The organism is Pseudomonas syringae group sp. 26L6, from assembly GCF_032587815.1.
GTDB classification, from domain to species: Bacteria; Pseudomonadota; Gammaproteobacteria; order Pseudomonadales; family Pseudomonadaceae; genus Aquipseudomonas; species Aquipseudomonas amygdali.
Genome location: NZ_JAWHPJ010000018.1, coordinates 527,069 through 540,788, shown reverse-complemented (window position 1 = coordinate 540,788; position 13,720 = coordinate 527,069). Strand labels below are relative to the sequence as shown.

Genomic DNA, 13,720 nt, shown 5'->3' with positions numbered 1-13,720 from the left:
ATCGCCGGACGAAGAGTCAGCCTTCATCAGGATCGCACCCCTCAATTGACCAGTTGATTGATTTCGATGATCGGCAACATCACAGCCATAACGATCACCAGCACTACGCCGCCCATGATCACGATCATTAAGGGTTCGAGCAGCGCAGTCATGCCCAGGGCGCGGCGCTCGATATCGCGGGAAAGGGTCTGCGCAGCACGATCAAGCATCGGCGGTAACGACCCGGTTTTTTCGCCGCTGGCAATCAGGTGAATCAGCAGCGGCGGAAAGACCTTTTCCATCCGCAGTGCCACCGCCAGGTTGACGCCTTCGCGGACCCTGGACGTGGCTTCGCTCACCGCCAGACTGAGGCGATCGTTGGACAGGGTCTGACGCGCTGCGTCCAGCGCCCGCAGCAAGGGCACACCGGCAGCACCGAGAATCGCCAGGGTCGATGCAAAGCGTGCGGTGTTCAGCCCCAGTACGAATCGACCGATCAAGGGCAAGCGCAGGATCTGGCTGTGCCATCTCAGGCGCGTAGCCGGGTTGCGTAGACAAATTCGCCAGCCCCACAACGCCGCCAGCAATACGCCCAGACACACCAGGCCCCAGGCACGGATGAAATCACTCGCGGCCAGCATGGCCAGTGTCAAACCGGGCAGGTCCTGACGCGCCTGAGAAAACGCACTGACTATCTGGGGCACTACGTAGCTCAGCAGAAAAATCACGATGGCAATCGAGACCAGCCCCACTACGCCGGGGTAGATGAACGCCGTGAGAATCTTGCCTCTCAGGCCATTGCGCTCTTCTATGTAATCGGCCAGTCGCTCCATGACCCGCGCCAGGTCGCCGGACTCCTCCCCCGCCCCGATCAAGGCCCGGTAAATGTCCGGAAAGTCTCTGGGGCGGGCGGCCAGCGCTTCGGCCAGACGCATGCCACTGCGAACATCGGTGCGTATCGCGCTCAGGGTCTGAATAATGTGTTGGCGTTCGGCCTGCTCGACCGTGGCCCCCAATGCTTCATCCAGCGGCAGCCCGGCACTCAGCAGGCTTGCCAGTTGTCGGGTCACCGAGGCAAGGTCAGCGTCCGAAAGGCGCATACTGAACAGCCCACCTGCCCCATGACTGCTGGTCTGGCTGTCGATCTTTACCTGCAATGCAGTCAGCCCCCGCTGGCGCAGATCAGCCATCACGGCGTCCTGACTGTCAGCGTCCAGATGGCCGGATTCGATCCTGCCCTGCGCATCGGCAGCTTCATAGTGATAGCGGCTCATCAAGCGTCCCGTGTCACACGAATGATTTCTTCCGGAGCTGTGGTGCCATCGCGAACCCAGCGCTGGCCATCCTCGCGCATGCTGACCATGCCGGCATTGCGCGCCGCCCCCCTCAGTGCCTGCATATCGGCACCTTGATGGATCAGACTGCGCACATCATCATCAATACAGAACAGCTCATGAATGCCGGTGCGGCCGCTGTAACCGGTGCCGCTACAGCGCTCACACCCCTGCGGGCGCCAGCAGCCGGATGCAGACGGGTCGGGTTGTCTGCACTGTGGGCACAGACGGCGTACCAGGCGCTGCGCCAGCACGCCAAGCAGAGAAGACGCAAGGAGAAAGGGCTCGACGCCCATGTCGACAAGCCTGTTGATCGCCGATACCGAGTCATTGGTGTGCAAGGTGGCCAGCACCAAATGCCCGGTCAGTGATGCCTGCACCGCGATCTGGGCGGTTTCCAGATCACGGATTTCACCGATCATGATGATGTCCGGGTCCTGACGCAGAATCGCGCGCAACGCCAGGGCGAAAGTCATGTCGATTTTGCTGTTGACCTGAATCTGACTGATACCCGGCAGGTCGTATTCCACCGGGTCCTCCACGGTCAGGATATTGCTGGTGCTGGCATCCAGCCGTGCCAACGCGGCATAAAGACTGGTGGTCTTGCCACTGCCGGTGGGCCCTGTGACCAGCACAATGCCATGGGGTTGGCGTATCAGGTTGTCGAGTCTGGCCAGCACATCAGGGGCCATGCCCAGTGTCTCGAGACGCAGACGACCGGCCTGTTTGTCGAGCAGGCGCATTACCACCCTTTCACCGTGGCCGGTAGGCACGGTCGAGACGCGAATGTCGATGGGCCGACCGGCCACGCGCAAGGCGATTCGACCATCCTGAGGCAGGCGCTTTTCGGCGATATCCAGCTGGGCCATGATCTTGATGCGTGACACCAGCGAGCCATGCAACGCCTTGCGCGGCGATACTACATCGCGCAGGCTGCCATCGACCCTATAGCGCACCACCGAATGGCTTTCGTAGGGTTCGATATGAATATCGCTGGCCTCGTCGCGAGCCGCCTGGGTCAGCAGTGCATTGATCATGCGAATCACCGGGGCACCGTCCTGAGCATCCAGCAGGTCGGTGATTTCCGGAATATCCTGCATGAGCCGGTTCAGGTCAGCGTCGTTTTCTGCAGCGCCCACCACCGCCGCCGCGCTGCCGGTATCGGCGTAGGCTGCGGCCAGAAGCCCCTCCAGTTGATGCGTGCCAACCTGTTCCAGACGCGCCGGACCGAACTGCCGCCGGGCCTCATTGATTGCCCAGCCGGGAGTAGCGTCGCAGACGACCAGCAGCACACCCTCGTCAGTCTCACGCAAGAGAATGCGTTGCGCTCTGGCCCAGGCATAAGGCAGCGCACTCATGGCACAGGCACTGCGCGAATGACCGCCCGCGGCATCTGACCGGCAGCAGGCTGTAGGTCAGGAATCGCCTTTGCCGCAGAGGGCAACTGCGGCGCCTGCATGTCCGGCAGCATCCAGTTACGCTCGGGACGCAAATTACCCTGTGCGCGGCGCATGAATTCGTAACGGTTCAACGTGATGTTGCGCCCTGTGCCGCTGTCACGAATGATGTAGGGACGCAGGAAGACCATCAGATTGGTTTTTCTGGTCGAACGCGCTTCGTTTCGAAACAGTACGCCGAGAAGCGGAATCCTCGACAGCCAGGGCACCGCTTCATCGCTCTGGTTGTACCCGTCCTGAAGCAGGCCGCCCAGCACCATGATCTGCCCGTCGTCCAGCAGGATGCTGGTATCGATAGCGCGCTTATTGGTGACGGTGCCTGACGCCAGTGAGGCGCGCTGATCGACGTTGCTGACTTCCTGATAGATGTCCAGCTTGACCGTACCGCCTTCGGAAATCTGCGGCCTGACATTCAGTTTCAAGCCGACTTCTTCGCGCTGAACCGTCTGGAACGGATTGTTGCTGGTGCCGCCACCGCCCGTTACATAACTGCCGGTGACAAACGGGATGGTCTGGCCGACGAAGATACTGGCCGCCTCGTTGTCCAGCGTCAGCAGGTTGGGCGTGGACAGCACGTTGCTGCCACCCTTGCTCTTCAGGGCGCGCGCGAGCACCTTCAAATCCAGCACTTCGCCAATGCCCGGAATGGTCACCGCGCCCCTCACCACGCCGACATTCAAGCCTGGGGGAAGCACATCAATGCTGGTACTGCCACTGGTATTCAAACCGCTGCCGCCAAGGTTGACCCCGCCAAAGCCGCCGCTGCCATTCAGGTTGCCGGTCTGCCACTGCACGCCGAACTGGTTCGCATCGTCCTCGCTGACCTCGACAATCAGGCTTTCGATCACCACTTGAGCACGGCGCTGATCCAGTTGATCAATGACTTCACGCAAGTTGCGATACAGCGGCTCCGGAGCGGAAATCAACAGAGTGTTGGTGGTCGCATCAGCCTGGATGGTCACCCCTGCGGCACTGAACGCGGTGTTCTGTTCGGCTTGCTGACTACCGGCAGTGGCAACAGAAGGCGACGCGCTACTCTGGCCATAACCGCTGCTGGCTATGGTCCCGGAGACAGAGCCTGCGCTGCTGTTACCTTGCGCGTCGTTCTTGTTACCGGTGCTGCCCATGCCACTGAGCATCGCCCGGGTGGTATCCCTGGCACCGCTGTCACTTTCACCGGTCAGCAAGCCCCGCAAAGCCTGGGCCAGCTTTCCCGCCTGGGCATTGCGCAGGTACACAACATGCAGATTGCTTGGGTTGCTCTGGGCGTTGTCCAGCTTGTAGATCAGGTTGCGCGCCAGCTCGGTACGCTCCGGGCTGCCAGCACGGATAATGATGGCGTTGGAGCGGGGGTCGCCAATCACACTGATCTTCTGGGTCGCGTCGCCGCCCTGGGTATCCAGCAACTCGCTGACCATACTGGCGATGTCTACAGCGATACCGTTGTGCACGGTCACCACGTCAGTATCGATGGCACTGGGCGTGTCGATACCGTCGATGATCTGCGCCACTCGCACCAGGTTATCGGCGTAGTCGGTGACGACAATGGTGTTATTGCCGGGATAGGCGTTGATCGGGTTGTTCGGCGAAACGATAGGCCGCAGCACCGGAATCAGATTGACCGCATTTTCGTACTGCAAGCGAAACGTACGGGTCAGCATGCCGTTCCCGGAAGGTTTGTCGGCACTGTAAACAGGACCGCCGAGCAGTCTGGCATCGGCTTCAGGCACGACGTGAGCCACGCCGCCGACATCCACCACACTGAAACCCTGCATGCGCAAAGCTGCCATCAGCATTTCATAAGCCTGAGAGGCCGGCACCGACCCTTCGCTGACCAGCGTCAGCGTGCCCGTGACTTTTGGGTCCAGCAAAAACTGCTGGCCTGTGGAACGTGACAGCGCCCGCACGACCGATTGAATATCGGCCTCGACAAAATTCAGTTGTATGAGCTGATCACCCAGCGCGCCTTGCGCAGCCCCTGTCCTGCGGGCTGGCATATGGCCGCGAGCGGTGTTCGACAACGTGTGTTTCTGTCCTGGCGCGACGCCCGGTTGCGCGCGCTGGCGATCATGTGCATCGCGGACGGGTAAGGTTCTGGCCAGCGGTTGACCCAGCTCGCTCTCTACCAGCCCAGGCGGCGCGGGCGATGTGGTGCTGCAAGCGCTCAGCGCCAGCAGGAAAAACGGTGCAACCCTGCGACGGGGCAACGTGCAGGTAAAGGCATACCATTTCATTAAGCTTCCTTTGCGCTCGGCGCCTGATCCATGCGAACAACCCCGGACAGATGACCTGTCAGGTCCTGAGCGTCTTCGCCTGCACGTTGCAGGCTGGCGTCCTTGATGTGTAACGAAAACAATTGCGGCTGCTCTAGCAGCCAACCGATCACTGCGTCGGCTGGCGCGTGATCGAACGCCAGTTGCCAACTGTGCTCAGCCCCTTCACCGTCTTGCTCAAGCTGGCAATACGACCACAACCCGAAGGCTTCAAGGCTGCGCTGCAATGCTGGCTGCAGATCCTGCGGGCCTGTTCGGCGCTGCGGCACGCTCACCTGCTTGAGCAGCGTTTCGAGCGTCTCGGCCTGGGCGCTCAACACAGGATTTTGCGCCTGCCAATACGTGATTTTCTTCAGCGCAGGCTGAACCATCAGTAACCACGTCACCAGGCAGCACAACACCAGCGCGCCTATCGACAGTAGACGCGTCTCCCTGATCGACAGACCTGCCCTGACAACACGCGCGCGCCCACTCAGTCGCCGCCAGCGGTCAACGTATGGCTGCCACATTCGGCTACTCAACGTCGCTCTCCGGCGTAGAAGCGGACGCATCGGCCGCTTGATCGGGCATCTGGCTCAGTGTCCAGGTGAGATGATCGCGACTGGCTGTCAGACCCACCTGCGCCAGCGAACGCTGCAACGTATCGTCAACAGCAGGCTGGGCGTTATCGGGCAACAGTTGCAGCTCCAGGCGGCCATCTGAATAGGTCAGGCGCTGCACGCTACCTGCAAGGAACGGCAGCGCTCCAGCGGCGCTTTTTACCAGCTGTTCGAATCCGCTGTCGGTGCCGGTGGCTGAACCGCTTTCAAGTGCCGCCACCTGCTGCCGGGCCTGCTGCAGAGGATTGAGAATGACCGGCAAGTGAGGAAAGGCCTGACTGACCCGCTGCACCATACCGGCCCTGAGTTGCTGTCCTCGGGCAGCCTCGCGAGCGGCGTACAGATTCAAGCCCAGCGCCCATACCCCGACAGCCAGGCCGCAGCAGACCCATGCGGCGGTCCAGCCCGATGTCCTGACTTTCGCCGCCCCTATTCCTGCATGCAGGCTCCAGCCGGGTGACGGCCCGCCCAGGAGCAGGACAGCCGATGTTTCCAGGCCTGCCGTGCCCTCGTCGTCCAGCCGGTGCAACTCGCTGCCGTTGGCCAGGCGCGCGTCAGGGGTCTCGGTCAGCCGCGGATGCACGCTACCTTGCCCGGCACTGTGACGTAGCAGCCAGTGCTCATCCCGCAGCACGACACTGACTTGACCCGGTGCAGGCACAGGCAAGCCATAGGGCGCAGGGTAAAGGCCGCGCAACAACAGACGCGACTGACTCAGCAATCGGCTCAGACGTTCCAGCGCAGTTGCGGGCAACCAGCCCAGATAAACGGCCCCGTCGGGATAGCGCGGGCTGCTGGCGATGTGCATCAGCTCACTGCCGCCCAGTATCAGTCCCTGGGCGGCTAACAGCGCAGCGCTTCTGACCCGCGACGCAGTCAGCGGCGGCGTTTCGATCCGGGCCAGCAGACTGTCCAGTGGATGCAGAAACGCTTCCACCGGCTGCAGTGCACCGCCCTGCTTCAATTCCAGCAAATTGCTCAGGCCGCTTTCAACAGTCTTGCCCTGGCTGTCCAGCCGGACGAATAGCAGTGGCGTCTCCGGATTCAGTTGCTCCAGGGCAGGCAGGGCGATCCGCAACCGGCTCATACGCCGATCCGCGACCAGATAACATGAGGCACGCTGTCATCGCGCACATACAGCAAGGCCTCCATGCTGGCCTGACGTCCGTCTCTGCGCGCCTTGCCACGGAACACAAACCACTCGCTTGCTACTCCGATTTCAAGCCCGTCAGCCGCCTGGGTCGGCACCTGCATGCGAGCGATGATTTCCAGACGGTAGGCAAACCACTGTCCCCTGTCGCGCTCGGCCACCACCGTTTGCGCACTGGGCAATGACAAACCGGGCACCACCGCTGCCAGTACCTCGGCACTCGCTGTATTGCTGTTGACCCAGGTATTGGCGGGCAGAATGCACACGTAGAGTTTCAGCCGCTCCAATACCTGATCGCTCAAACCCTGCATCCCTTGCAGATCATCCAGGCTGCGCAGTGTCACCAATGATGCCGGGATGGGCTTGCGCGTCGCCGAAGAAGTCTCTCGCCCGCTTGCGAACATGCCGCTGACCTGGCCCGTTGCCGGAGTCGAAAAACGTGTGTATGAGCCAAGCACCCGCTGGCTGATGCTCTGGCAGAGAACATCACTGATGGAAATCATCTGACACAAGCGTTCGAAACTGCGCAGTTGACCGATTTCCAGCTGACCATTGCGCAGCAGGTTGCGCAGGTTGAATTTGCCCTGCTGGTCTTCCAGTTGTCCGTGAAAACCTTCTTCAGGTCGATCGGATGGACTCTGGCCGAGGGGCTGCGCCCACGCTTGGCTAGGATGAGTCGCCCGGCTCTTGCGACGTGAATCCCACAACAGCATGCGGCTCGCGTCCAGCCCGGCCATCAGCGCTGCGCTGTTCTGAATACGCGACTGCTCGGCTTCTACCGTGCGAATCATGACACTCTGACGGGTCAGCATACCGGCCGCGATGACCGCGACAATCGCGACGGTCAGCAGGGTACTGATAATTGCCGAGCCGCCTTGCCTGATTGCGCTTGCCGGGTAAGTGCTCAGCGCCATGTTCAGAGCTGCCATGAGCCGATATCAGCATTGACACCCTCGCCATCGGGCTGACCGTCGGCACCCAGAGAAAAAAGATCCACCTCGCTGTTAACGCCGGGGTTCAGATAATGATAGGGGTGTCCCCACGGATCATTGGGTAGCCGCTCGACATAGGCGCGCCAGTTGTTTTTGTTGATGTTGGCCGGCCGCTCGACCAGAGCTTTCAGGCTCTGAGCCTGATTGGGGTAAGTGCCGTGGTCGAGGCGATAGAGCTTGAGCGCCTGCATCAGCCCCGCGATATCCTGCCGGGCAGCAGCAGCCCGCGCCTGGTCCGGACGGTCAAGAACCCTGGGCACCACAACAGCGGCCAGAATGCCGAGAATAACCACGACCACCATTATTTCGATCAGGGTAAAACCGTCCTGGCCGCGACGGCCTCCAGACCGAGGCTTGACGCGTGCGACATCCATATCCATATCCTTGATGATCCTCATCTGTCCCGCAGTGTAGACACCGCCGCGACGGGGCACGATAAATCTGCTCAACCCTTATGGTGAGCCATTCATGAACAATCTGATGCTGGTCCGGTGCTATCGTTGTTGCCTGTATCGAGCAGGAGGATTTGCCAGGAGGCGCCCATGCTGCAACTGCACAAGGAGAAAGGCTTCACGCTGATCGAAGTGTTGGTGGCGCTGTTGATCATCGCCGTGGCAATGGCGGCTGCCGCGCGCCTGAGCGGGGTAATGACCTTTAACAACGGTGTGTTGCGCGACCGCGCCATTGCGTTGCTGGAGGCGCAGAACCAACTGGCAGAATTACGCATGATGACAAGGCTCAGGCCTGGTTTCACAACCCGCAAGTGCGATCAGGGCAGGCTCTCGCTGACCTGTGAACAGACGCTCAAAGCCAGTGCAGACGGAATGTTGATGCGGGTCAGTCTGCGAGTATTACAGCGGGACAACAAACCGCCGCCACTGGCCCGCCTCGATACCATTATCGCCATCCGACGCCAGCCGAAAGAGTCTCCATGAGCGTTTCAACGACGCAGCAGGCTGGGCAACTCCGGCAGGCCTGCCAGGCTGGCGACCTTGAATCGTGTGCGCTCGGTACCCTGCTCGATCACTACTGCGTCACTCTCGATAGCCACCAGACGTACATCCTTGGCAAGCAACTCCCCCGCCAGATAGCTGCGCGCCGGTCTATCGTTGACAGTGAGAATCGCCACCGCGCCTTTGCTCCCGGTCATGACACCGGTGACCTTGATCCGGACCTGAAGTGGCTGGTTGGCGAACCACTGTCGGGCAGGACTGCCGACATTGGCAGCGGGAACGGCGCTTTCCGGCAACGGTGCGCGCACAGGCTCGGGCGCAAGCAGCAACGACGACCAGAGCGCGATACCCGCCAGCGCTGCAATCAAGGCCGCCGATTGCACCAGGCGCGGTGCTGATAATGGATGAAACGAAAATGCCATGACTGAACCTCCTGTTCGTCTGCCGGGGCAGTCTACATCACTGCATCAGAATGCCTGGCCCCCGCTTTGATCCGTATGCAAACGTCATCAGGGAGCCACCGATCATGAGTATGGACACACAACGGGGTTTTACCCTGATCGAGTTGATGGTGGTTCTGGTCATCATTGGCATTGTCAGCGCAACGGTGAGCATGAGTATCAAACCCGATCCTGCCGCTTTGCTGCGCAAGGATGCTGAACGCCTCGCACACATGCTGCACATTGCACAGGTCGAGGCCAGAGTCGACGGTCGGCCAATCACCTTGCTGGTCGATGACAAAGGCTTTGGTTTCGCACGACGTGCCGAGCAAGGCCTGGGCTACGACCGCTTCATGAACGACCCGCAGCTGCGTTTCAGAGCCTGGGAAACACCCTCCATACGCATCAGCGTAGACCCGGCGCAGCGAGTGGTGTCAGGTCCCGAATGGATCGTCGCACCGCTGCGCATCCAGCTCTCTGACGGTGAACGATCCTTGAGCCTGCAGCGTAGCGCGCTGGGTCAACTGCAGGTGGTCAGCCCTCCATGAATGCAAGGCAAAACGGCTTCACATTACTGGAAGTGATGGTGGCTATCCTGCTGATGATCATCGTCAGCCTGATTGCCTGGCGTGGGTTGGAGAGCATCACTCGCACCGATATCCAGTTACGCGAAAGGACCGGGCATACCGAGTCGGTACTGCGAGCGCTGAACCAGTTGGAGCGCGACGTGGCCATGCGTGCCAGCGTCGAGCTGCAAAAACCGCTGCCTGGCGAAGAACCGGATCCGCAGGCAAAAACGTTGATACCCATCAGTATTCGCAGCGCGGAAAGGAACGGTATGCGACTCGACGTCATCCGCAGTGCGGCCACGGCCGGGGAAGGACTACAGCGAATCCGCTGGTGGCTAAAGGACAACACGTTGTATCGCGCGGCCGCAGACAGCAGCAATCTCTACCCCCTACTCGCTCCCGATGAAGGAATAGCGGTGCTCGACCATGTCGTCGAGGCAAAAATAAGGGCCTGGAGAACTGTCGGAGGCTGGCAACCGCTCGACAGCCACAAGGAAGACAATCCCGACGGGCTGGAAATTGTGCTCACGCTACATACCCGTAATGGCGACGAGCGCTATCGAAAGGTGCTGGGGCCGCTGAATTAGCGAGCATTGCTTACAGGCGACTGAGGGACGATGGTTTGAGTCCATTCTGGCGTCACGTCTTCAAAAGGGCCTGCTTCTACGCCTCAAGACGTCTCAAGCCCCAATGACGCCTTATCACTGCGCTGACCACCGGCTGGGCGTCGACCTGTAACAGCAGCTCATGAAAATCAGGCCGGGTGGTATGCAGATGCTCGCGCGCACCGCCCCATCTGGTCACGATGCAAGCCAGAATCTCAACTGCACCGGGATCATCACAACGCCAGAAGCCTGCATTAGCGAACAGATCCGCAAATGTCTCCCAGTTTTCATGCAACCGCGCACGGGTGCCGGTTTCGAGTAGCGTAGCCTGCGTTTCGTCGCAGCCCGACAGCCAGCGCTGCGGGTAATCGATAATCCCGATCGGGGCGTAGCAGTTGGCGGCGATGTAGACCAGCGCGCGAAGGGCTTGAGCGCGCAGGGCAGGCTTGCTGGGCAGCAACCCGGATTCGGGATGCTCCAGTCCCAGATGAATCAGAATTGCAGCGCTTTCGGTGAGCACCGTGCCATCAGCCAGGACCAGCGTGGGCACCTGCAGCAATGGATTGACCCGCCGCAATGCTTCCTTGCCTGGCCCCTCCTCCCACGCGCAGGCCCTGAACAAGGTAAAAGAAACCGAGCAGCGCCAAAGCGCTATCTCGATGGCTGCGGACCCCGAACCCTCTGTGCCAAAAAGCGTGTACATGCCAATGCTCCTTGTCAGGTGCTACATGCTCGGTCCGCGCAGTCACACAGACGCAGGAGCAAACAAATGGGCGTGCATAAAATCAATGAATACCCGCAGGCGCAGGGAAAGGTGCTTGCTCGATGGCCAGAGCAACCTGAAACTTCCGGTATGCACCGTGTAGTCGGTCAGTATTGGCACCAACTCGCCACTGCGAATGGCCGATGAAATCATGAAGTCTGGCAGGCAGGCAATTCCCAACCCCGCCCGCGCAACATCAACAAGAATTTCCGTCGTGTTGCACACCATCACCTGGGGCAAATCGAGATCATCGGCACCGGCCTCGCGACGTAGCGGCCAGTGTTCAAATTTGCCCGAAGAGGGAAACTTGTGCAACAGACAGGCGTGTCGACTCAAGTCTGCTGGATGTTGAGGTGTCCCGCGCCGGGAAAAATAGTCCGGAGCGCCGACGATTTTCAACTGAAAGCCCCCCATCCGCCTTGACATCAGGCCCGAGTCGCCGGGGTCTCCCGTGCGCAGGACGATATCAAAGCCTTCCTCGATGATATCGACCATGCGGTCGGAAAAATCGATGTCCAGTTCGATATCGGGATAGGTGCGCATGAACTCGATGATAACCGGCATGACCAGGCCGCTGACCAAGGGCAGGCTGATGCGCAATCTGCCTCTGGGCAGATCCCTGGCATTGCTCAACTCCATTTCTGCCGTTTCAAGCTCCGACAGAATACGGCGACAGCGCTCCAGAAATATCGAGCCCTCCAGGGTCATGGCAATACTGCGCGTACTGCGATGAAAAAGCCTGACACCCAGGCCCTCTTCCAGACGGCCGATACTCTTGCCTACCCCCGACGATGAAATACCCAGGCGCTTTCCAGCCTGGGTAAAACTCCGTGTTTCCGCGACCAGAACAAACACCGCAATGCTACCGAGCGATTCCAATACCCACTCCTATTAAGGACAGCCCTGTCCTATACCTTCGGAACATAAGCCTGTTTTTGTTTGCAGACGCAACCCCTAATCTCCCGACAGGGCAACTGCCCTTGGATAAACGCGTGCAATGCACCGAAAACTGCGCACGCTTCACAGGGAAATTGCACATGACTTCAGCAAGCCAGGTTCAAGCATCGTCTGCTACCAGACGCTGGGGACAATTGTTTGCCGCCTGCCTGACAGGCATCCTGATTCCGTTGTGCTTCACTGGCCCTGCCGTGGTTCTGCCCTCGATAAACAAGGCGCTGGGCGGATCAGCCGTCGAGCTCACGTGGGTCATCAACGCTTACATCCTGACTTACGGCAGCGCCATGATGGCCGCTGGAAGCCTGACGGATATCTACGGCAGAAAACGCGTATGGCTGATCGGACTGGCGATATTCGTGCTGTCCACCTTTGCCATTCCGATGGCCTCATCCGTCGTGCAGATTGATGTACTTCGCCTGATTCAGGGGCTGGGCGGTGCAGCAGCGTTCGCTGGCGCAATGTCATCGCTGGCCCAGACCTTCCATGGAGCGGACCGCACCCGAGTGTTCAGCCTGCTGGGCACCACGTTCGGGATAGGCCTGGCCTTCGGCCCTCTCGCGGCGGGCTCGCTGGTCGACTCGGCTGGCTGGAAATGGTCATTCCACGCAACGGCTCTTATTGGGGTTGCGGGATTCTTTCTGGTGCTTTTCAGCGCTACAGAATCCAGAGACCCCAATGCCACCGGCATGGACTGGCCAGGAGCGATCAGCTTTACCGCGGCACTGACCCTGTTCACCTACGCAATCCTGCTCGCCCCTGAAGACGGCTGGACCCATCCACTGGTCATGGGCGGCATTATCGGTTCACTGTTGCTGTTCTGGATATTCATTGCAGTGGAACGGCGCGTGGCCAGACCCATGCTTGATCTGTCGCTGTTCAAGAGCGCGCGCTTTGTCGGCGTGCAGATTCTTGCGGCCAGTCCGGCATTTTTCTTTGTCGTGCTGATCATCATGTTGCCAGCACGCTTCATTGGTATCGACGGACTCAGCGCGCTGGAAACCGGACAGATGATGACCGCACTGGCCGCGCCCCTGCTGATCGTACCGATGCTTGCCGCACAACTGGCACGTCGCTTTACCTCCGGGCTGCTGTCCGGTATCGGTCTGCTGCTGGTGGCTGTCGGCCTGCTGTGGCTCGCGCTGGCGCTGGACAGCGGAGCAATCAAAACCGCCTTGCTGCCGATGGCCTTGATCGGCATCGGCATCGGTCTGCCCTGGGGATTGATGGATGGCATGGCGATCAGTGTGGTTGAAAAGGAACGCGCCGGTATGGCTACCGGCATCTTCAATGCCGTGCGCGTTTCTGCCGACGGCATAGCCATTGCGATCGCAGGCGCACTGCTGGCCACGTTCATTCAGTGGGGCCTGTTCGATGCCCTGACGGGTGTCGCGCCTGATGTGGTGACAAACGCTGCCAACCGCGCCGCATTGGGCGATCTGCAGAATGCGATCAGCCTACTGCCCGGTCAGGCAGAACTGCTGCACCAACAGTACGCCACCGCGTTCCGCAATCTGCTGTTCATTCTCAGCGCCGCCACCGTGCTGACGGCAGTGGCAGTCTTTGCCCTGCTAGGTCGCGTGCGCGCTCATGACGAACCGCCACTCGAGCCATCCGACACGCTTGACCTGGCGGGAGAAGCCAAGTGAGCC

At 60.3% G+C, this 13,720-nt stretch carries 14 protein-coding genes; 4 read left to right on the top strand and 10 right to left on the bottom strand.

The genetic code is table 11. From position 1 onward, the window contains the following. Positions 1 to 41 precede the first annotated feature (41 nt). From gspF to gspG, 7 genes are read right to left on the bottom strand one after another with little or no spacing between them, the layout of a single operon-like run. On the bottom strand, positions 42 to 1,253 hold the full coding sequence (gene gspF, locus RYA97_RS10015) for a type II secretion system inner membrane protein GspF (protein WP_005780216.1): 1,212 nt from the start codon (positions 1,251 to 1,253) through the stop codon (positions 42 to 44). Continuing rightward, positions 1,253 to 2,671: a type II secretion system ATPase GspE gene (gspE, locus tag RYA97_RS10010; RefSeq protein WP_005780213.1), complete on the bottom strand. Its 1,419-nt coding sequence runs from the start codon at positions 2,669 to 2,671 to the stop codon at positions 1,253 to 1,255. The genes gspF and gspE overlap by 1 nt, the downstream gene beginning before the upstream one ends. Further along, the gene (gene gspD / locus RYA97_RS10005; RefSeq protein ID WP_005780211.1) at positions 2,668 to 5,004 is read right to left on the bottom strand and encodes a type II secretion system secretin GspD; all 2,337 of its coding nucleotides are present in this window, start codon (positions 5,002 to 5,004) and stop codon (positions 2,668 to 2,670) included. The genes gspE and gspD overlap by 4 nt, the downstream gene beginning before the upstream one ends. Then, positions 5,004 to 5,552, bottom strand: coding sequence for a type II secretion system protein GspM (gene gspM, locus RYA97_RS10000; protein WP_005746883.1), 549 nt, complete (start codon positions 5,550 to 5,552; stop codon positions 5,004 to 5,006). Before gspM ends, gspD begins: the two co-directional genes overlap by 1 nt. A gap of 4 nt (positions 5,553 to 5,556) precedes the next feature. Then, positions 5,557 to 6,729 carry a type II secretion system protein GspL gene (gspL, locus tag RYA97_RS09995; protein ID WP_005780209.1) on the bottom strand — a complete coding sequence of 391 codons (1,173 nt, stop codon included), beginning with the start codon at positions 6,727 to 6,729 and terminating at the stop codon, positions 5,557 to 5,559. Continuing rightward, complete coding sequence (gene gspK, locus RYA97_RS09990; RefSeq protein WP_117139396.1) at positions 6,726 to 7,721, bottom strand: type II secretion system minor pseudopilin GspK; 996 nt, start codon at positions 7,719 to 7,721, stop codon at positions 6,726 to 6,728. Before gspK ends, gspL begins: the two co-directional genes overlap by 4 nt. After that, complete coding sequence (gene gspG / locus RYA97_RS09985; RefSeq protein WP_010198844.1) at positions 7,709 to 8,158, bottom strand: type II secretion system major pseudopilin GspG; 450 nt, start codon at positions 8,156 to 8,158, stop codon at positions 7,709 to 7,711. The genes gspK and gspG overlap by 13 nt, the downstream gene beginning before the upstream one ends. Positions 8,159 to 8,326: 168 nt before the next feature. Here gspG and gspI point away from each other — a divergent pair, with 168 nt between their 5' ends. Next, a complete protein-coding gene (gspI, locus tag RYA97_RS09980) occupies positions 8,327 to 8,719 on the top strand; it encodes a type II secretion system minor pseudopilin GspI (RefSeq protein WP_005780202.1) in 393 nt (130 codons plus the stop codon). A 5-nt stretch (positions 8,720 to 8,724) separates the two neighbouring features. Here gspI and RYA97_RS09975 read toward each other — a convergent pair whose 3' ends face one another. Next, positions 8,725 to 9,159, bottom strand: coding sequence for a type II secretion system protein N (locus RYA97_RS09975; protein ID WP_005746888.1), 435 nt, complete (start codon positions 9,157 to 9,159; stop codon positions 8,725 to 8,727). Positions 9,160 to 9,263: 104 nt separating this feature from the next. Between RYA97_RS09975 and gspH the strand changes: the two genes are divergently transcribed. Both gspH and RYA97_RS09965 read left to right on the top strand, forming a co-directional pair. After that, positions 9,264 to 9,725: a type II secretion system minor pseudopilin GspH gene (gene gspH / locus RYA97_RS09970; RefSeq protein WP_005746889.1), complete on the top strand. Its 462-nt coding sequence runs from the start codon at positions 9,264 to 9,266 to the stop codon at positions 9,723 to 9,725. Then, positions 9,722 to 10,333 (top strand): type II secretion system protein J, encoded by a 612-nt coding sequence (locus RYA97_RS09965; protein WP_117139397.1) that lies wholly within the window; start codon positions 9,722 to 9,724, stop codon positions 10,331 to 10,333. The genes gspH and RYA97_RS09965 overlap by 4 nt, the downstream gene beginning before the upstream one ends. A gap of 76 nt (positions 10,334 to 10,409) precedes the next feature. Here the strand turns inward: RYA97_RS09965 and RYA97_RS09960 are convergent, their stop codons facing one another. Then, positions 10,410 to 11,054 (bottom strand): glutathione S-transferase N-terminal domain-containing protein, encoded by a 645-nt coding sequence (locus RYA97_RS09960; protein WP_005780198.1) that lies wholly within the window; start codon positions 11,052 to 11,054, stop codon positions 10,410 to 10,412. 42 nt (positions 11,055 to 11,096) lie between these two features. Continuing rightward, entirely contained in the window at positions 11,097 to 11,993 is an 897-nt protein-coding gene (locus RYA97_RS09955; RefSeq protein ID WP_005780196.1) for a LysR family transcriptional regulator, read from the bottom strand. A gap of 158 nt (positions 11,994 to 12,151) precedes the next feature. Between RYA97_RS09955 and RYA97_RS09950 the strand changes: the two genes are divergently transcribed. Then, positions 12,152 to 13,717, top strand: a complete 1,566-nt coding sequence (locus RYA97_RS09950) for an MFS transporter (protein WP_016982605.1) — start codon at positions 12,152 to 12,154, stop codon at positions 13,715 to 13,717. Positions 13,718 to 13,720: the final 3 nt, after the last annotated feature.